The sequence below is a fragment of the Streptomyces sp. NPDC001093 genome, assembly GCF_040298985.1.
Lineage (GTDB): Bacteria > Actinomycetota > Actinomycetes > Streptomycetales > Streptomycetaceae > Streptomyces.
The window spans coordinates 30,541-48,881 of record NZ_JBEPBF010000043.1 but is presented as its reverse complement, the minus strand read 5'-3'; the positions used below and the strand labels follow the sequence as shown (position 1 = coordinate 48,881).

Below are 18,341 nucleotides of genomic sequence, written 5' to 3'. Positions count from 1 at the left end.
AGCCCCTCCGCGGCCGGTACGCAGCCCCCGGTCAGGCAGTCGGCATCGCGCGGCGTCTCGCGCCTACGTGCCGCAGCCCCGGGGACCGTCACCCGTGTCGATCACCGTGAACCGGGGCTCCGCTCGGTCGTGCACGAGCGGGTTTCTCGGGGGCGGCTCCGGCCCGGTGACCTCCACGTGTGCCGGGCGGAGCAGCCGGGGACCGAGCCGGTAGCCCGGGCGCAGGATCTTCGTGCAGATCAGCTGGTCGGTGTCGGGGGAGACGTGATGGGTGACGGCGTCGTGGCACGCCGGGTCGAAGAGGTCGCCCTTCTCCCCGAAGACCTCGAGTCCCAGGGATCCCAGCTGGGCGGCCAGGGTGTCGGTGATGTCCCTCAGGCCCGGCGTCATGGGCTCGTGCGCGCACGTGCGGTCGACGGCGTCCAGGACGGGCAGCAGGGCGTGCAGGACGTTGGCCACGGCGATCTCGCCTACGGCCATCCGGTCCCGGCGCACCCGCTTGCGGTAGTTGTCGTACTCGGCCTTCACCCGCTGCAGGTCGGCCGTGCGTTCCTCCAGCAGACGCTGCAGCTGGGCCGGGTCCGGGTTCTGCAGCCGGCCCTTGTCCATCGTCAGCCCGCCTCCGGCTTGTCGTCGTCGACGATCTCGGCGTCCACCACGCCTTCGTCCGCGGAGGCGGCGGAGGACGTGTCCGCACCGGAGGGCGTCTGGCTCTCCGCGCGCGAACTCTCGTACATCGCCGTACCGATCTTCTGTGCCGCCTCGGCCGCACGTTCCATGGCCTGCCGGATCGCCGCCGTGTCCTCGCCCTTCAGCTTCTCCTTCAGCTCGGTGATCGCGCTCTCCGTCTCGCTCTTCGCGTCCGCCGGGATCTTGTCGGGGTTGTCCCTGATCAGCTTCTCGGTGGAGTAGACGAGCTGTTCGGCCTGGTTACGGGTCTCCGCGGCCTCCCGGCGCCTGCGGTCCTCCTCGGCGTGCTGCTCCGCCTCGCGGACCATGCGGTCGATGTCGTCCCTCGGCAGCGCCGAGCCGCCGGTGACGGTCATCTTCTGTTCCTTGCCGGTGCCGAGGTCCTTGGCCGAGACGTGCATGATGCCGTTGGCGTCGATGTCGAAGGCGACCTCGATCTGCGGTACGCCGCGCGGCGCGGGTGCGAGGCCCGTGAGCTCGAACATGCCGAGTTTCTTGTTGTAGGCGGCGATCTCCCGTTCGCCCTGGTAGACCTGCACGGTCACCGAGGGCTGGTTGTCCTCGGCGGTGGTGAAGATCTCCGAACGACGGGTGGGGATCGTGGTGTTGCGTTCGATCAGTTTGGTCATGATGCCGCCCTTGGTCTCGATGCCCAGGGACAGCGGGGTGACGTCGAGCAGCAGGACGTCCTTGACCTCGCCCTTGAGGACACCGGCCTGGAGCGAGGCACCGACCGCCACCACCTCGTCCGGGTTCACGCCCTTGTGCGGGTCCTTGCCGGTCAGCTCCCGCACCAGCTCCGTGACCGCCGGCATACGGGTGGAGCCGCCCACCAGGATGACGTGGTTGATGTCGGACACCTTGATCCCGGCGTCCCTGACCGCGTTGTGGAACGGGCCCTGGCAACGCTCCAGCAGGTCGGATGTCAGCTGCTGGAACTGGGAGCGGGTGAGTTTCTCGTCCAGGTGCAGCGGTCCCTCCGCGGAGGCCGTGATGTAAGGGAGGTTGACGTTGGTCTCCGTCGAGCTCGACAGCTCGACCTTGGCCCGCTCCGCGGCCTCCCGCAGCCGCTGCACGGCCATCTTGTCCTTGGCGAGATCGATGCCGTAGTTGTTCTTGAAGGTCGTGACCAGGTGGTCGACGATCCGCTGGTCCCAGTCGTCGCCCCCGAGGTGCGTGTCGCCGTTGGTGGCCTTGACCTCGATGACGCCCTCGCCGATCTCCAGCAGGGACACGTCGAAGGTGCCGCCGCCCAGGTCGAAGACGAGGACCGTCTGATCGTTCTCCTTGTCCAGGCCGTACGCCAGCGCCGCCGCCGTCGGCTCGTTGATGATCCTCAGCACGTTCAGGCCGGCGATCTCCCCGGCCTCCTTGGTCGCCTGCCGCTGGGCGTCGTCGAAGTAGGCGGGGACGGTGACCACGGCGTCGGTGACGTCCTCGCCCAGGTGCGCTTCCGCGTCCCGCTTCAGTTTCTGCAGCACGCGTGCGGAGATCTCCTGTGCCGTGTAGCGCTTGCCGTCGACGTCACCGTGCTCGGGGAACCGCCAGGCGTGATCGCCCATGTGCCGCTTCACGGAACGCGCGGTGCGATCGACGTTGGTGACGGCCTGGCGCTTGGCGACCTCCCCGACCAGCACCTCACCGTTCTTCGCGAACGCCACGACCGACGGCGTGGTCCGGGCTCCTTCGGCGTTGGTGACCACGGTGGGCTCGCCGCCCTCGAGGACCGAGACCACGGAGTTCGTCGTTCCCAGGTCTATACCGACTGGACGCGCCATCTGCACTCTCCTTCCTCGTCACCTCCATTGTCGGCGCCCTGGCCGACGGCGGAAAGTGGCCAGGCCCCGTGGCGGGATGTCAGGGCGTACGGGGCCGGGACTCGTAGTGCAGGCTGTGAAAACGGCCGTTCTCCTCGCGGCCGGCAGGATCATGGCCCAGCGCCCGGACCGTCGCGATCGCATACTGCCGTTCCCGCTCGTCCGTGAAGAGCCGCTGGGGATAGGTGTGGGATGCATCGAGTGTGGTGTGCAGGCCATGCGCGGCCAATGCGCGGACGATCGGGTGGTACGACACCGTCCGCAGCACGAACGCGCTGACCCACACCGGCCTGCGGACGCCGTCGAGCAGTGCGGTGAAGGTGCGGGCGGTGACATAGCTGCCGCCCCCGGTCAGCGTGATGAGCCCGACCTCGGCGAGCGCACGCTTCAGCCCGGGGCCGGGCGGTCCCTGCTCCAGGTCGTCGGTGAAGGCGGCGTCCAGGAGACCCACCTCCACCGCGTACCGCACGGCGGGGGCCGCGACGTCCAGGCCGAACACCGGCACCGCGTCCGGTCGGCGCCGCCCGGCGTAGAACTCCTTGTCCCGGGCCGCGAGTCGCGCCGTCGACATCTTCTGGAAGTCGGGTGCGGTGTACCGCTCGTACAGGTCCGCCAGCGTCAGGTCGTGGTTGAGCAGCGCGGCGTTGATCCCGTAGGAGCAGCACACGTCCAGCACCGCAGGCCGGTGGGGGACGCCGTCGTCGAGCGCGGCCCGTTCGGCGGCGGCCTGCCGGAAGGCCGGCTGGGCATGGTGCGGGATCTCGTACTCCAGCGGGGCCAGCCGGCTGAAGTACATGCGGGGGTCCGGCCGGTCGTAGATGTCGTCGAACCGCGACTTGCCGCTCGCCACGGCCTCGGTGTCGTCAGAGCCCGACTCGGCCATGCCGTACTCCTCCTCGCGGAACACATCGGTGCCTCCATCATGTCTCGCCCCTTGTGTTCCGGTATGTCTGCCACACCGAGGTGCTCCGGTGTCCTTCGGTCGCACGGCGGTGGCGGGCTTGCGGGGAGCCGGCCGTACGGTCACACGTTCAGGACATCCAGGACGGACTCCATGGCGAGGACGCCGCCCAGGCCGAGGACGGAGAGCACGGTCGTGTACGTGGTGCGCGCCTTGATCGCGTCGATGACGGACAGGTTGAAGTACTCCTTGAACATCCAGAACCCGGGATCGTTGACGTGGGAGAAGGCGATCGATCCGCAGGAGATGGCGAGGACCATGATCTCCGGGTGGACTCCGCTGCCGGCGAGGAGTGGCAGCGCCACACCGGAGGCGGTGACCACGGCGACCGTCGCGGAGCCGAGGGCCACGCGGAGGATGGTGGCGATGAGCCAGGCCAGGATGATCGGCGAGAGCGACCAGCCGGCGGTGGTGTCCTTGATGTAGTCCGATATCCCGCCGTTCACGAGGACCTGCTTGAACGCGCCGCCCGCGCCGATCACGAGCAGGATCATCGCCATCGCCTGGGCCGCCGACCGGCAGGAGGCACCGACCTCTTCCAGGCTGCGGCCGATCCGAGGCCCGAACGCCCACATCGCGACGCCGAGGGTGAGCAGCAGGGCGATGGGCGCCGAACCGATGAAGGCGGCGAAGTGCAGGGCGGGCCCGGACCCGGAGGTGGCCAGGTCCGTCACCGCGGCTCCGGCGATGAGCACCATGGGCAGCAGGGCCACCGACAGCGACCAGCCCATGCCCGGCATCTCCTCGTCGGTGAAGACCCGGTCGCTGACCAGGCCCGTGGGTATGGAGGGGGTCATCCGCCGGGCGAACGGAAGGCGCGGCCATGTCAGCGCCACCAGCGCACCGGCCGGGACGGCGATGAACAGGCCGTAGAACAGGGTCAGTCCGACCGAGGCGTGTTAGGCCGCGGCGACCGAGGTCGGGCCGGGGTGCGGCGGCAGGAAGCTGTGCATGGTGGACAGGGCGATCGACATCGGCAGCCCGACCCACAGCAGATTCGTCCGCGTGACCCGTACGAGGGTGAAGGCGACCGGCACGATGATGACGAACGCGACCTCGTAGAACATGGTGACGCCGATGAGCATGGCCGCCAGCACCATGGCCACCTGGACCCGGCGCGGGCCGCAGAGGTCGAGCAGCCTGCCGGCGATCCACTGGGCCGCGCCCGAGTCACCCATCACGCGGCCGACCATCGCGCCGAGTCCGATGGTCAGCATGGTGTCGCCGATCTGCCCGCCGATGCCCTCGGAGAGCACGTCGGGGATCTTCTCCAGCGGGATGCCCCGGACGAGACCGACGCCCACGGCCACGAGCAGCAGCGCGGCGAAGCCGTTCAGTCTCAGCTTCGTCATCAGGAACAGCAGGATCAGTACGCCGACGGCTACGACGACAAGTGGCATGGGCCGGTTCCCCTTTGAACTACGGTCGCCTGTGTGAACACGGACGGGATCTGACCTGCTGTCGCTTGCGCCCTCCCCAACGCGGTCGGCCCGTACCAGACTTGACGGGTCGCTGTGCCGCAGACGCTGGGGAGCGGATGTGAGCGCGGGACGCCGGCGATTGGTCGTGCTCCTTGTGACACTGTGGACTTTTGCCGCCGCGCTGATGGCGCTGTACGCGCTGAGCGGGTTATGAGTGACGCACGATGCGGGCAATCGGTGGGCCATCGCCATCGCCTTCGCCTTCGCCGTGGCGGCCTCCGGAGCCGCGGACAAGGCGCTGAGTCCGTGGGCCGCACAGATCCTGCCAGTGCCCTCCACCGACCAGAACAACGGCCGGCCGGCCGCGCCGACGACGCCCCCGGACGCGGATCCCTCCGACGGCCCGGACGCGGTTCCGTCCGGCCCGCCGCCGGTGCCGCCCGGTGGACGGCGGTGGCTGACCCGGGATCGCGTGACGACGGCGGTGGTGTCGGCGGCCGTCACGACCGCGGTGGCCGGAGTGGTCTACGGGGTGCTGGCGCCGGAGGCCGCCCACGGGGGCGCGGCATCCGATGCAGCGGCCTCCAGTGCTCGGCCGTCCGCCCCCGCGACGACCACCCCGGACGACTATGCCCCGGTCTACCGGCACCGGACTCTGTCCTTGAAGAACTACCGCTATTACTTCGACCTGCGCGCGGGAGCGGTCAGCGGCTCGGAGACCGCCTGGAGTGTCGGCACGGACGCCGGTGGCGACGGCAACGGAGCCTTTGAACTCCAGCCGCTCACCGACGCCTTCGTCGTACCGGGGAAGGCCGTGCCGACCGCCGGGCAGTGCGCCGCCGAGGCCACTCGCCACCCTGCCGACGGGTGGCTGCACTTCCGGCAGGCGCCGCCCGGCAGCACGTTCTGCCTGCGTGACACGACGAGCGGCGACATCGCGGTGATCACCGTCATCGACGTCGACCACGGCAACTACGCGACCACGGACGACATCAGCTACTACCGCCGCCGCGGGTGAACCCGACCCGGGCCGACTCGGCGGTCAGAGGCCGAAGACCCGGCGGGCGTTCGCGGACAGGAACAGGTCGGTGGCCTCTTCGTCCAGGCCGAGATCACCGAGGTGTTCCAGTGCCTGGACAGGGGTGATCATGGGGTAGTTCGTGCCGAACAACACCTTCCTGCGGCCCCGGCCGCGCAGATACTCGACAAGCTCTCGCGGGTAGCGGCGGGCGGTGTAGGCGCTGGTGTCGATGTAGACGTTGGCGTGTTTGTCGGCCACGGCGATCATCTCCGTGGTCCACGGGTAGCCGATGTGACCGCAGACGATGGTCAGTTCGGGGAAGTCGAGCGCGACCTGGTCGATGTAGGGGATGGGGCGACCGGTCTCGGAGGGGCGCAGCGGGCCGGTGTGACCGACCTGGGTGCAGAAGGGGATGCCGAGGTCGACGCAGGCGGCGTACAGCGGGTAGTACAGCCGGTCGGTGGGCGGCAGTTGCCACAGCCAGGGCACGATCCGCAGCGCGATGAAGCCGAGCTCCTCCACGGCCCGGCGCAGCTCGCGCACGGCCTGGACGGGCCGGGTGAGGTCGGCGCCCGCGACCCCGCGCAGCCGTCCGTCGGCCTGCGCGACGAACTCGGCCACCTCGTCGTTGCTGATCAGCGGTCCCTGAGGCCCGTACCAGGCGGCCGAAAGACCGGTCTCCACATCTGCCGCGGCCATGGCCGCCACCGTGGCCTTGACCGGCAGCGGCTCCTCCAGCAGCCCCTGCCCCGTCCATCGGCGCAACGACTCGAACATCTCGTGGTTGGAATGACGGAGCGTGGGGTGCTGCATCCACACATCGATGACCGACACGGGCTCCTCGCCTCTCTCTCGTGGCATCGCCGCCGTACGACGACGCTGCCTGGCTGACGGACCGTCAATGTGCCTCTGTGACAGAGTGATTGTGCACGAGGAGATCAAAGCGAGGAGAGCGGTCATGGCGGCGGAGTTGAACGAGCTGGTGCGGAAGCGGCTGGAGGAGCCGAACTTCTGGTACGTGGCCACGGTGAGGCCGGACGGAGCACCGCATGTCACGCCGATGTGGGTGGGGCTGGAGGGGCGGCTGATCGTCTTCAACACCTCGGTCGGCCGGATCAAGGAGGAGAACCTGCGCAACGACACCCGGGTCCACCTCTCGCACGCCGACGCCGAGAACCCCTACGACCGGGTGCAGATCTCCGGCCGCGCGGTGCGTTTCGTGGAGGGCGAGGAGGCCGAGCGCGGCATGGACCGGCTGGCCCGCAAGTACCTGGGCCTGAACGGTTATCCCTGGCTGCTCGAGGGCGAGCGGCGGGTACACGTGCTGGTCGAGCCGGAGCGGGTGCGCCACATCGTCGGCGTCGAACCGTTCCGCCCGGGAGTCATCCCTTCCTGACCGGGACCTCCTGCATCACTGCCTGCCTTCTCCATGCCCGGCAACTGTGGCCGACTTCCGCGATTGTCAGTGCAGGCTGCCATGATCACCGTATGAACGAGACGAACGCACACCTGGCAAGGCGCCTGCTCGCGACCGACGCGGACGGCTGGACGGAAGCCGGCACCCGGGCCCTGCTCGCCGCCCTCGGCCGGGAGGGCCGCCTGCGCCCGGTGGGGCGGTTCGAGGAGGCGTACGTGAACGGCGAGGCGTACGTGGAGCTCGCGGTGCCGGTGCTGACGCCGGCCGGCCCGGGTGCCGCGGCCCAGGCGGCCGCCTTCCGCGCGGTGAGGGAGGAGCTCACGGCGGAACTCGGCGAGGCGTCGATCATGGGCGTGTACGGCGACCTGGGCCCGTTCTACGCCTCAGGGCCGGTCTGGGGCAGCCCGTACCTGCGCTGGCGCGGCCGGCCGAACACTCTGGAACTCCGAGCCGGTGCGGACGGCCCCGAGCTGGTGCTGCAGCCGACCGATCCGCTGGAGAACTGGTTCTGGCGTCAGGGCCACGGCGAGGAACACGCGATCAGCGGATTCTTCGGCAGCCGCAGCGACCCCGCGAACGCCGGCCTGGGCCACCCCGGCGGCTGGCGCGCACAGAGCTGGAAGACGGTGACGGGCTCGCTGGCGGACTTCCTGTCCACCCTCCCGGCCGAGACCACAGCCCTGGGCAGGCCGATCGGCATGCCGGTTTACGGCCGTGGGGCGGGCCCCGGCGCACCGCTCCTGTTCGAAATATCCTGCGACGACCGCCTGGCGATCGGCTGCTTCCCGCCGTACGACATGGACTCGCGACCAGAGGCCCTCGGCTGGGGCCAGGTGGCGGACCACCCGGCCACGCGGGAGGTGTGGGACGACGACCACGACCCCCGCTGGCGCGTCGACGCGGGCGGCCCGGGGGAGCCGCGGGGCCACGAACTGGCGGAGATGCTGGTGGCGACGGCACGCGCGGCGGGGGTGCAGCAGCCGGAGGACCTCATCGTCGGCGGCGAGGCGGAGTACATGGGCCCGTACCACGTCACGTTCTACGGCCTGGGTCTCCCGACCGGCTGAGGACCATGCCTGAGCCGGCCCGGCCACCGGCCGTTCGGGAGCCCGACCGCAGGGTCGGCCGGATCGTCACAATCTGAAGGTTGGCCCCCGCTGGTCCGCCGTCCCGGGACTTGGCGGACCGGCGCCTGCGAAGGCGCTCTCGCGGGGTAAACGGAACCTACGCCTCCACCGGCTGTGGCGGAAGCCCTTCCGATGTGTGGTCCAGGTCACCTCAGGATTCGGTGTCAAAAGGTGATCTCTTCGCCGATCCACTGCTCCCGAGCGACGGTGACGACCAGGGCGGGACCGGATCACCCTCTGTAAATCGGTCGGCGTGCTGGTGCAGGTCGCCGTGGCCGCGGAAAGGAGCCAGCGCAGCCTGCCGCGGTTCGACGCACACCGTTGCCTCGGCGACCGTGACGTCATCGGTCTCCCGGCCGACCGCATGGAACCCCACCGACGTGATGTGCGCTCCCGGTGACAGCCAGGGGCGGCGGATCACCGGTTCCAGGGAACGGGTGGTCGCGGCGGCGATGTCCTAGCCGCCGAGAGCCTCGGCCTGGCTGGACGCTGCGCGGACCTCGGCGTCCAGCACGGCCGACAACTCCCCGGCCGGGGCGCCCACTTTGGCCGGATCTCCGCGCGGGCGTGGGAGCGGGCCTGCACGCCGGTGCCCAGGACAGGACCGCAAGCACCGTGGCGTCCTCACGGGCCTGCAGCCGGGCGGAAAGCGCGGAGCGGACGTCGGTGCGTGCCGCGGTGACGGCCGTACCCGTCCAGCAGCGCCGGAGGCTCGCCGGTGTCAGAGGGAGGCCGGCTTGCGAGCCCAGGGCATCGACGTGGGTTGTTCGAGACCGCGCTGCGCGGTGTCCTCGCGGAAGCCGGCGGCGAACCCGGGTCGGACCGGCTGCCGGCCGTCTACCTGCGCTCCATCGGCAGCGCCGACGCCGCCCCGGAGACCGTCCGAGCGCTGGGGGAGGAGTACGCCGCCGCGCTCGCCGCCCTCTCCTCGGCCGACGACGGCAAGCTGCGCGCCCAGCTCGCCATGGCCTGGCTGCTCGGCATCGGCGTGATGCGCGTCGTCGTCGGCCAGGAGCCACTGGCGAGCGCGTAACCCGACGCGATCTGCCGCCACGTCCTCGCGGCACTCGACGGACGCCTGCGTGACGGGAAAGCGCCGGCGGGCCGGGCGGCGAAGCGGCGGCAGCCCGACGAGCGGCCGTAGCCGACGCGTCCGGTGAGGAGCGCGGTGAGGACGCGGTCGGCGGTGACCATGGCGCAGGACCACTCCCGCCGTCAGCCGTCGTGACCTTTGCCGCGCGGCCTCACAGTTGGATGGGCAGGTGGCGGGGGCCGCGGAGCATGGCGTTCTGCCGGTACGGCGGCGGGTCCTGGACGAGGCCTGCGGTGCCGAGGTGGGGGAGCAGCGCGCCGAGCGCGGCCTGGGCTTCGAGGCGGGCGAGGGGCGCGCCGTAGCACAGGTGGATGCCGCTGCCGAAGCCGAGGTGCTGGTTGTCGGGGCGGGTGGGGTCGAAGCGGTCGGGTTCGTCGAACCGTCTGGGGTCCCGGTTGCCCGAGGCGAGGGCAAGGATGACGGAGGTGCCTCGGGGGATGGTGGTGCCGGCGACGTCGAGGTCGGCGTGCGGGATGCGCTCGCGCATGTGGACCGGTGGTTCGTAGCGCAGCAGCTCCTCAACCGCTCGCGGCATCAGGCCGGGTTCGCGGCGCAGGCGGTCGAGCTGGTCGGGCCGGCGCAGCAGGGTGAGCACGCCGTTGGTGATGAGGTTGACCGTGGTCTCGTGTCCGGCGATGAGGAGCAGTACGGCGGTCTCGGCGAGCTCCTCCTGGGTGAGCCGCAGGGTCGGGTCGGGCTCGTTGACGAAGGCGGAGAGCAGATCGTCGCCCGGCCTGCCCCGGCGCTCTTCGGCGAGATTCACCAGGTAGCCGCCCATCTCGATCCGCGCCTGCTCGCCGGCCTTGTCGGTGTCCGCGGTGTCCTCGTCGGCCCTGACGTCCGCGGCCGCGACCAGGGCATCGGACCAGGCCCGGAAGAGCGGCTCGTCCTCTCGGGGCACACCGAGCAGGCGGCAGATCACGGTGACGGGCAGCGGATAGGCGAAGTCGTCGACGATGTCGATCTGCCGGCCCGCCTCGAAGGATGTCATCAGTTCGCCGGTGATCCGGTCGATCTCACCGCGCATTCCGTCGACGCGACCGGGGCTGTGCGGGGGTCCGAAGGGCCGCATGGCCAGGGTGCGCAGTCGGTGGTGTTCGGGGTCGTCGAGCCGCAGGAAGGGCGGCTTGTGGGCCACTTCGCCGCGGGTACGGGGGTCGGCACTCATCCGTGGGTCGTGGAGCAGAGCGGCGATCTGGTGGTAGCCGCCGACCAGACAGGTGCCGCCTGCCTGCCACACCACCGGTCCGGCCTCGCGGAGCTCCGCGTACAGCGGGTAGGGGTTCGGGCGACTGGCGTAGTCGGTGATCCGTGCCAGCAAGGTCTCGGAGTCCATGACGGCTCCTCGTCGTTGTACGGGACGTGCGTCACACCACCGTCAGCCGGCGGTCGGGAAGGTGACCGGTGAGCGCGACGGTCGGGCCGTGGGAGAGCACCGACGGATCGGGTACGAGGGAGGGGATCGGGATGTCGGCCGCGATCGCCCGGTCCGCCGCGCCGGGCGGCGGGGGGAACGGGGCGGCCGTCTCGATCAGGTGCCGGTAGTAGTCGAGGCACTTGGCCATGTCGACGGTGACGGCGGCGGTGACCCGGCCCTGGTAGCCGTAGACCATCGCGAGACGGCGCGCTTCGAGGGAGCCCTGCGCGATGACCACGTGGTCGGAGTAGGTGGGCACGCCCACCGACTTGATGTTGAGGCCGAACTGGGTCGACCAGAACACCGGGACGGCCAGGTGCGGGCGCTGCAGCGGCCCGGGGCTGACCATGTTGTGAGCCGCCACCTCGGCCTGCTCGACCGCGTTGCCCCAGTGTTCCAGGGACAGCATCTGGTAGCCGAAGAGCGGGTGGGGGAAGCGGGACACGTCGCCGGCCACGAAGACGTCGTCGGTGACGATCCCGTACATGTTGAAGGCGCGGCACCCGGCGTCACAGGCGATCCCGCGCGGGCCCGCCGCCAGCCCGGAGTCGGCCAGCCACTCCACGTTGCGGACCGCGCCCAGTGCCACGACGCACACGTCCGCCTCGACGTGGCCGCCGTCGGACAGATCCGCGCCGGTGAAGGCGCCGTTGCCGTTCAGGGCGGTGACCGTCACCCCGGTGCGCAGGTCCACGCCGTGGTTGCGCTGCATGACGGCCGCGAGCTTCGACAGTGTGCCGCCGAGCGCGCCCACCAGGGGCGCGGGGCCGCGTTCGGCGACCGTGACCTGCAGCCCCAGTTCACGGCAGGCGGAAGCGATCTCGGAGCCGGTGAATCCGCCGCCGATCACCAGCACCCGTCCCGGCCCGGCGGCCAGCCGCTCGGCCAGCCCCTCCCCGTCCTCGCGCGTGCGCAGCGTGAACACCCCGTTCAGGGCGGCTTCCTCCGGGTTGGGCCAGGGGCGCGCCCGGGTGCCGGTGGCGATCAGCAGCCGGTCGTACGGCAGTGACTCGCCGTCCTCCAGCAGCACCCGTTTGGCCAGCAGGTCCACACCGGTGGCGCGGACGCCCAGCCGCCACTCGGCCTCGGGGTCGCGGCGCATCGGCAGCTCGAGGGTGTCCGCCGTCGCCTGCCCGAGCAGCACCTGCTTGGACAGCGGCGGCCGGTCGTAGGGCACGTGGGGCTCGTCGCCGACCACGGTCAGTGAGCCGGTGAAGCCCTCCTCGCGCAGCGTCTCCGCGGCTCGCAGCCCGGCCAGGGACGCGCCGACGATGACGATACGGCCGTCTTTCAGGTCACCGGGCACCGGTGCTCACCTCTTCACCGAGGAGGATGGCCTGCACCGGGCATGCCGCGGCGGCTTGGCGCACGCGTTCTTCCTGGTCGGCGGGCACGGCCGTGGCATAGAGCAGCCCCTCCTCGCCGTGCAGTGCGAACACCTCCGGCGCGAGGAACACGCACTGTGCATAGCCCTGGCAGCGCGTGAGGTCGACAACGGTCCGCATCTCCACCACTTCCTCCGCTGTCACACCCCCCTCACCTCCAGCATGGGCCGGGAGCCGGAGGCCCGCACGGCGACTGCTCGAGGGACGCCGCCGGTCCGTCGTCAGCCCAGTGCGCGGGCGGGGCTGAACGTGACGCCGACAAGGGCGAGGCGGCTGAACGTCCGGAGGAAAACGCCCAGTTGCGGCCCGTGTGGCTGATCTCCTCGGTGCGCGCGCCGACATGGCCGACGCCGGTGAACATCTCCGCGCAGGCCATGCGGTTTCGTTCCGGACGCCGTGGCAGAAGGCACCCGTCGCTGACCTCTGGGGGCGGAACGGTCGTCGCCGGCCTGTGGTGCCGGGCTCGGCCGAGGCCGGCGGTGCCGAGGCCGGCGGGCAGCACCCGATGTGCGCGGCGCGGGTTGCCCGACAGATCCGCTGAGGTTGTCCTCGTTCTGGATCGACGATCCGGTCAGGCTGCCGACGATGCGGCGGGTGCCGAGGACCAGGTCAGGCGTGGCGACCGTCAGCAGGTCGGGCGCGGCGCCGACCGCCACCAGCGTGCCGCCCGGGGCCGGTCCGCGAACGGGTGGGTTCATGGACGTACCGCCGGAGGCCGTGGCGACGATGACCCATGCGCCGCCCTGGTCGGCCGGCGCCCGTGCAGAGGTCGGTGCCGGTGCTCTCGATGTAATCGTGGGCGCCCGGGCCCCCTGCATTCCCGATCCGGGAGGTCACCCTGACCGGGCGCTCGGCCCGACATCGGACTCCTCATCCAGCCGCGTCTAGCCGGCCAGTTGCTGATAAAGCGCGGAAGGGTCTGCGGCGAGACCTGCCTTGACCTGCCGGGTCCGGTCGTCGGCGAGCACCTCGAAGGCGCCGCTCTCGATGCCGTCGAGTGCCTGTTCCGCGACACTCTGCGGTGTGACCTTGGGCGCGTCGACATGGGCCGCCAGGTCCGTGTCGATGTAGCCCACGTGCAGACCGGTGACACCGATGCCGCGCGGCCGGAGGTCCAGCCGCAGCGAGTTGGTCATCGACCACAGTGCGGCCTTGGAGGCGCTGTAGGAGCCGGCGAGGGCGATCCAGGAGAGCACGGAGTGGACATTGAGGATGTGGCCGCCGCCGTTTCTCTCGATGACGGGGACGAAGGCCCGGGCCACGCTGAGCGGACCGTAGAAGTTCACCTCGAACTCCCGGCGGATGTCCTCGACCGGGCTGTCCAGAAAGGACGCACTGACCGCGCCGGCGGCGTTGTTGACCAGGATGGTGACGTCCTGGGCCTGCTCTGCGGCCGCGGCCACGGATGCCGGGTCGGTCGTCTCCAGGGCAAGCGCCACCGCGTCCGGGTGGGTCACGGTGCGGGGGTCGCGCGCGGTCGCGTAGACCTTCTTGGCGCCACGGGTGTAGAGGCTCTCCACCACGGCCTTTCCCAGGCCGCGGCTTCCACCGGTGACGAGGACGACGGCGTCTTGGATGGTGGTCATACATATCTCCCAACAGGTAAACCGATCGGTTTCCAGAACGGTAAACCGATCGGTTTCCGAGTGCAAGGGAGGGGAGTAGTCTCATTGCGTGACCACGACAGACAGGGGCTCCTCGCGCGATCGGCTGCTGGACGCGGCGAGCGACCTGTTCTACCGCGAGGGCGCGGGTATCGGCGTCGAAGCCCTCTGCCAGGCGGCCGGGGTGTCCAAGCGCTCGATGTACCAGCTGTTCGGCAGCAAGGACGAGCTCATGGCGGCGAGCCTGGAGCGGAGAGGCCCGGCATACCAGGCCCTGCTGATGACGGAGGACGAGACCGGCTCGCCCCGCGGCACCATTCTGCGGGTCTTCGAGCGGCTGGAGGAGCTGGCCGCCCGCCCCGACTACCGGGGCTGCCCGCTGGTGGCCACCGCGATCGAGGACAAGGACCCGGGGCATCCGGCGAGCGAGGTCGTCCGGCGGCACAAGCAGGAGATGACGAACTTCTTCCAGCGCCAGGCCGAACGGGGCGGTGCCCGCGACCCCGAGACGCTCGCTCAGCAACTGACCATGGTGTTCGACGGCGCGAGCGCCCGCGCCGTCGTCCGGGCGGAACCACTGAGAGGCCTCGCCGTCACCACGGCCACTGCCCTGCTGGACGCGGCGGACATCCCCCGCGGGTAGCCGCGCACGGGCGCCCTCCTGTCGGGAAGGCCCAGTGCTGTGCGCCGGGCGAGTCGCGACCTGCGGTGCGGTGCATCGCACGGCGGTGCGGGCACTCCGGGCGCCATCGTCTCGTGCTGGGTCGATGCCCTGGTCAACAACGCCGGCGTCATGCCGCTCGCCCTCATGGAAGAGCTGGGCGCCGACGAGTGGAGCCAGACGCCGCGGCCGTCCTCCTCACCATGAGGGAGCGCCGGTCCGGGCACGTCATCACCGTTGCCCACCGTGTGGACGGGCCCGGAGGCGTCTCGGGCCCGTGCTCATTCACGTCTCTCGGGCCGGCGCCGCCTGCACCTCGTCATGGGGTTCCGCGTGTGGGGCATGACGGAGACCTCGCCGATCACCTCGGTGCACATCCGCCGGGGCGAAGCGTTCCACAACGGTGAGGAGCCACACGCCCCACCGCCGGGAGGTGGGGCGCATCTCCATTACGGCCCCGTAAGGCCGGACGTAACGTCCCTGTAACTCCGCAGCCACGCACCCGCATGCGAAGAAGGGGCACGGCTGTCCTCGACCTCCCCAACCGACGCGATCACCCAGGTGGCACGATGAACCCCACTTCCCCCCATTCGCTGCCGCGCCGCTGGTGGCGCCGAACATGGCCGCGCCCTGCCTCCGCCGCGGGGCTGGTCCTGTCCCTGATCGCAGTGGTCCTCGGACTCTCCCCGGCCCCCGCGCACGCCGCGAGCCTGCAGGAGGTCACGGGCTTCGGCTCCAACCCCGGCAGCCTGCAGATGTTCCAGTACGTCCCCGACAACCTGCCGTCCGGCGCGCCGTTGGTCGTGGCCCTGCACGGGTGCACACAGAGCGCGAGCGACTACTACAGCCACTCCGGCTGGCCCAAGTACGCCGACATGTACGGCTTCGCACTGGTCTTCCCGCAGACCACCAGCTCCAACAACGCCAACTCCTGCTTCAACTGGTACCAGTCCTCCGACTACACCCGTGACCAGGGCGAGGCACTGTCGATCAAGCAGATGGTGGACTACGCCAAGTCCCACTACGGCAGCGATCCGAGCCGCGTCTACGTCACGGGACTGTCGGCCGGCGGCGCGATGACCTCGGTCATGCTCGCCGACTACCCCGACGTGTTCGCGGGCGGCGCCATCGACTCCGGTATCCCGGCAGGCTGCGCGACCGACCTGTCCAGCGGTCTGACCTGCGAGTACAACGCGGTGAACAAGACGCCGCAACAGTGGGGCGACGCGGTGCGCAGCGCGTCCGGCGGCTGGGGCGGGCCGTGGCCGCGCGTCGCGATCTGGCAGGGCACCGGCGACACCACGGTCAACCCCGCCAACGCCACCGAGGAACGGGACCAGTGGACCAACGTCTGGGGCATCGGCCAGACCCCGTCCTCGACCACGAGCCTGACCGGCGGCACGACACAGGCCATGTACAACGAGGCGAACGGCAAGCCGGCGGTGGAGACCTTCTCCGTCTCAGGGATGGCACACGGCCTCGCGGTGAACCCCGGGTCCGCCACCGACCAGTGCGGCAGCACGGGGACGTACTACCTCAACTACATCTGCTCGTCGTACTGGACCGCGAAGTTCTGGGGTCTCGACACCTCCGCCGGGAGTGGCACCGGCAGCCTCCCGGCGCCCACCGGGCTCACGGTGACCGGCACGACCGACACCACCGTGTCCCTGTCCTGGTCCGCGGTGAGCGGCGCGGCGTCGTACAACGTCTACCGGGACGGCACCAAGGTCGGCTCGGCGACCGGCACGTCGTACAGCGACTCCGGGCTCAAGTCCGGTACGCGGTACGGCTACACGGTCGCCGCGGTGGACTCCGGCGGCGCGGTCGGCTCCCCGTCTTCGGCGGTCGCGGCCACCACCACCGGGTACCAGCCGCAGTGCTTCACCGACAACAACTACAACCAGGTCGCGGCGGGCCGCGCTCACCAGAGCGGCGGCTACGTCTACGCCAACGGATCCAACCAGAACATGGGCCTCTACAACGTCGCGGTCACCCACACCCTTGAGGAGACCTCGTCCGGCTACTACGTCATAGCCGACTCCGGCTGCCCGTCCTGACGGTTCGGACACGCACAACGCGTCGGCGGCCCCAGGCGCGGTAGCCGCAGTAGACCGCGCCGGTGATCCCGTACCGGCCCTGGACGGTGGTCACCGGCACGCCGGCGGACCAGGGTTCCTGCCGGCCGCCGGGCGGGAGCCTCGGTCAGTACCCGACCCGGAAGGTCGCGTCCTGCCGGTCCGTGGTCGTGGAGATCGGGTCGATGCGCAGCACGTAGTTCGAGTGCCGTATGTAGCGGGTCGGGTTGTTGTAGGAACGGAAGGATGCCCATCCCGCGTCCGCCAGGCCTGCTGTGCGGTAGAAGGTCGCGTCCGCGGCGAACGTCGACGTACCGTCGTTGACGTCCAGTTGCAGCTGGTAGTCGTAGTGGCGGAGGTAGCGGGTCGGGTAGTTGACCGACCGGAACGAGACACCCCCGGCGTCCGCGAGGCCGGGGACGAGCGTCCACTGCGAGTCGGTGGGCGGGTCGACGGGGTACTCGTCGATCCGGCCGACGAAATTGCTGTGGCGGACGTAACGGCCCGGATTGTTGTAGGACTTGAGGCGGTTCCAGGTGGGCGCACCCCACTTGGCGACGAGGTTGTCGTACTCGGTCCTGCTGATGGCCGTGATGCCGCAGTGCTTGGAGTTCAGCGGCTGGGTGTAGGTCTTCTGGTCGAGGGCCGTCCAGGTGCCCGTGGCGAGATCGTTGGTCTGCCAGGCATAGAACACGCCGTTGGGCGTGTAGGTGTCGCCCCACAGGTACCAGGTGTTCGAGGTCAGCGATCTGACGAGGGTAGGGGCCTCGGTGCCGCCATGGGAGACGGCCGTGCTGAACTCCGTGAAGCTGCCGGGCTCGAGGGAGGTGGATCTCGCTCCGACGAGTGTCTGGTTCTTCTTGAAGTAGAGGTAGTTGACGCCGTTCACGCCGACGGCCATGTCGCCGTCGATCACGTCGTAGCCGGGGTCGAAGAAGACCTGGGGTGCGGAGGCGGTGACGAAGTCGGTCGTGTAGTTGACCATGACCACGTTGTGCCCGCTGCCGTTGACGGCCGAGTAGATGACCGCGTACTGGCCCCGGGCCGCGTCCCAGAAGGCCTCGGGCGCCCAGCAGTGGGTGTTCATGTCGTGCAGCTTCAGCCGGTGGTAGCCGGTGAAGGTGCGCAGGTCGGTCGAGTACCAGACGTGGATGTACTGGCTGACGTAGGTCCAGTCGGTGCCCTTGAGGTCCGTGGCCAGGACGACGAACGTGCCGTCCTGTTTGCGCAGGATGAAGGGATCGCGCAGCCCGAGGTCGCCCTCGGTGGGCGTGACGACGGGGTTGTTCTGGTTCAGGGGCATCCAGTTGAGCGAGTCGGCGCTGACGGCGAGGTGGAGGCCGTAGTCCGTGCCCTCGCCGAGGCTGGTGGACTCGGTGAAGTAGCACATCACGTACGCCGAGTCGGCCGCGTGCGCGGTGCCGGCGCCGAGGGTGAGCGCGCCGGTCACCGCCAAGGGGGTGGCGGCCGCCATGCCGAGGAAGTGGCGACGGGAGGTGGTCATGCGTGCTCCAAGGGGGAGTGGGGCCCTTCAGGACGGCAAGCGCTGTTTGGAATATCGAACATGGTTCGGTTAATCGGTCAGAAGGTAAGACGTGGCCATGTCCGCGTCAATCCTCGTGCGTCATCGGCCCAAGGCGAACGGCCCGGCG

The 18,341-nt window shown here is 70.2% G+C and carries 15 protein-coding genes and 1 pseudogene; 6 read left to right on the top strand and 10 right to left on the bottom strand.

The features are described 5' to 3' along the window. Positions 1-63 precede the first annotated feature (63 nt). From grpE to ABT288_RS22240, 4 genes and pseudogenes are all read right to left on the bottom strand, one after another. Positions 64-609 carry a nucleotide exchange factor GrpE gene (grpE, locus tag ABT288_RS22255; protein WP_351610417.1) on the bottom strand — a complete coding sequence of 182 codons (546 nt, stop codon included), beginning with the start codon at positions 607-609 and terminating at the stop codon, positions 64-66. Between the two features lie 2 nt (positions 610-611). Further along, a complete protein-coding gene (gene dnaK / locus ABT288_RS22250) occupies positions 612-2,468 on the bottom strand; it encodes a molecular chaperone DnaK (protein ID WP_351610415.1) in 1,857 nt (618 codons plus the stop codon). A 79-nt stretch (positions 2,469-2,547) separates the two neighbouring features. Beyond that, positions 2,548-3,414: a hypothetical protein gene (locus tag ABT288_RS22245; RefSeq protein WP_351610412.1), complete on the bottom strand. Its 867-nt coding sequence runs from the start codon at positions 3,412-3,414 to the stop codon at positions 2,548-2,550. A 116-nt stretch (positions 3,415-3,530) separates the two neighbouring features. Continuing rightward, positions 3,531-4,868 (bottom strand): annotated as a pseudogene (locus tag ABT288_RS22240) (gluconate:H+ symporter). A 235-nt stretch (positions 4,869-5,103) separates the two neighbouring features. Here ABT288_RS22240 and ABT288_RS22235 point away from each other — a divergent pair. Further along, positions 5,104-5,907 carry a hypothetical protein gene (locus ABT288_RS22235; RefSeq protein ID WP_351610409.1) on the top strand — a complete coding sequence of 268 codons (804 nt, stop codon included), beginning with the start codon at positions 5,104-5,106 and terminating at the stop codon, positions 5,905-5,907. Positions 5,908-5,931: 24 nt separating this feature from the next. Here the strand turns inward: ABT288_RS22235 and ABT288_RS22230 are convergent, their stop codons facing one another. After that, positions 5,932-6,744, bottom strand: a complete 813-nt coding sequence (locus ABT288_RS22230; protein WP_351610407.1) for an amidohydrolase family protein — start codon at positions 6,742-6,744, stop codon at positions 5,932-5,934. Positions 6,745-6,868: 124 nt separating this feature from the next. Here ABT288_RS22230 and ABT288_RS22225 point away from each other — a divergent pair, with 124 nt between their 5' ends. From ABT288_RS22225 to ABT288_RS22215, 3 genes are all read left to right on the top strand, one after another. Further along, the gene (locus ABT288_RS22225) at positions 6,869-7,306 is read left to right on the top strand and encodes a PPOX class F420-dependent oxidoreductase (RefSeq protein WP_351610404.1); all 438 of its coding nucleotides are present in this window, start codon (positions 6,869-6,871) and stop codon (positions 7,304-7,306) included. A gap of 92 nt (positions 7,307-7,398) precedes the next feature. Then, the gene (locus ABT288_RS22220; RefSeq protein ID WP_351610403.1) at positions 7,399-8,394 is read left to right on the top strand and encodes a hypothetical protein; all 996 of its coding nucleotides are present in this window, start codon (positions 7,399-7,401) and stop codon (positions 8,392-8,394) included. Between the two features lie 823 nt (positions 8,395-9,217). Continuing rightward, positions 9,218-9,487 carry a TetR/AcrR family transcriptional regulator gene (locus ABT288_RS22215; RefSeq protein WP_351610400.1) on the top strand — a complete coding sequence of 90 codons (270 nt, stop codon included), beginning with the start codon at positions 9,218-9,220 and terminating at the stop codon, positions 9,485-9,487. Positions 9,488-9,698: 211 nt separating this feature from the next. On the opposite strand, the gene ABT288_RS22210 is transcribed toward ABT288_RS22215, so the two are convergent. The 4 genes from ABT288_RS22210 to ABT288_RS22195 form a co-directional block, all read right to left on the bottom strand. After that, positions 9,699-10,883, bottom strand: a complete 1,185-nt coding sequence (locus ABT288_RS22210) for a cytochrome P450 (protein ID WP_351610398.1) — start codon at positions 10,881-10,883, stop codon at positions 9,699-9,701. A gap of 31 nt (positions 10,884-10,914) precedes the next feature. Further along, entirely contained in the window at positions 10,915-12,270 is a 1,356-nt protein-coding gene (locus ABT288_RS22205; protein WP_351610395.1) for an NAD(P)/FAD-dependent oxidoreductase, read from the bottom strand. After that, a complete protein-coding gene (locus ABT288_RS22200) occupies positions 12,260-12,469 on the bottom strand; it encodes a ferredoxin (protein ID WP_351610476.1) in 210 nt (69 codons plus the stop codon). The genes ABT288_RS22205 and ABT288_RS22200 overlap by 11 nt, the downstream gene beginning before the upstream one ends. A gap of 764 nt (positions 12,470-13,233) precedes the next feature. Beyond that, positions 13,234-13,935 (bottom strand): SDR family oxidoreductase, encoded by a 702-nt coding sequence (locus ABT288_RS22195; protein WP_351610392.1) that lies wholly within the window; start codon positions 13,933-13,935, stop codon positions 13,234-13,236. 88 nt (positions 13,936-14,023) lie between these two features. Between ABT288_RS22195 and ABT288_RS22190 the strand changes: the two genes are divergently transcribed. Continuing rightward, positions 14,024-14,596 (top strand): TetR/AcrR family transcriptional regulator, encoded by a 573-nt coding sequence (locus ABT288_RS22190; protein WP_351610389.1) that lies wholly within the window; start codon positions 14,024-14,026, stop codon positions 14,594-14,596. Positions 14,597-15,183: 587 nt separating this feature from the next. Continuing rightward, entirely contained in the window at positions 15,184-16,671 is a 1,488-nt protein-coding gene (locus ABT288_RS22185) for an extracellular catalytic domain type 1 short-chain-length polyhydroxyalkanoate depolymerase (RefSeq protein ID WP_351610387.1), read from the top strand. A 145-nt stretch (positions 16,672-16,816) separates the two neighbouring features. Here ABT288_RS22185 and ABT288_RS22180 read toward each other — a convergent pair whose 3' ends face one another. Then, positions 16,817-18,193 carry a glycoside hydrolase family 43 protein gene (locus ABT288_RS22180; protein WP_351610384.1) on the bottom strand — a complete coding sequence of 459 codons (1,377 nt, stop codon included), beginning with the start codon at positions 18,191-18,193 and terminating at the stop codon, positions 16,817-16,819. Positions 18,194-18,341: the final 148 nt, after the last annotated feature.

What these genes read in the sequence shown, in the direction of transcription:
- grpE (WP_351610417.1), bottom strand. Translation starts at nt 609, where the DNA reads ATGGACAAGGGCCGGCTGCAGAACCCGGACCCGGCCCAGCTGCAGCGT.
- dnaK (WP_351610415.1), bottom strand. Translation starts at nt 2,468, where the DNA reads ATGGCGCGTCCAGTCGGTATAGACCTGGGAACGACGAACTCCGTGGTC.
- ABT288_RS22225 (WP_351610404.1), top strand. Translation starts at nt 6,869, where the DNA reads ATGGCGGCGGAGTTGAACGAGCTGGTGCGGAAGCGGCTGGAGGAGCCG.
- ABT288_RS22220 (WP_351610403.1), top strand. Translation starts at nt 7,399, where the DNA reads ATGAACGAGACGAACGCACACCTGGCAAGGCGCCTGCTCGCGACCGAC.
- ABT288_RS22210 (WP_351610398.1), bottom strand. Translation starts at nt 10,883, where the DNA reads ATGGACTCCGAGACCTTGCTGGCACGGATCACCGACTACGCCAGTCGC.
- ABT288_RS22200 (WP_351610476.1), bottom strand. Translation starts at nt 12,469, where the DNA reads ATGCGGACCGTTGTCGACCTCACGCGCTGCCAGGGCTATGCACAGTGC.
- ABT288_RS22195 (WP_351610392.1), bottom strand. Translation starts at nt 13,935, where the DNA reads ATGACCACCATCCAAGACGCCGTCGTCCTCGTCACCGGTGGAAGCCGC.
- ABT288_RS22185 (WP_351610387.1), top strand. Translation starts at nt 15,184, where the DNA reads ATGAACCCCACTTCCCCCCATTCGCTGCCGCGCCGCTGGTGGCGCCGA.
- ABT288_RS22180 (WP_351610384.1), bottom strand. Translation starts at nt 18,193, where the DNA reads ATGACCACCTCCCGTCGCCACTTCCTCGGCATGGCGGCCGCCACCCCC.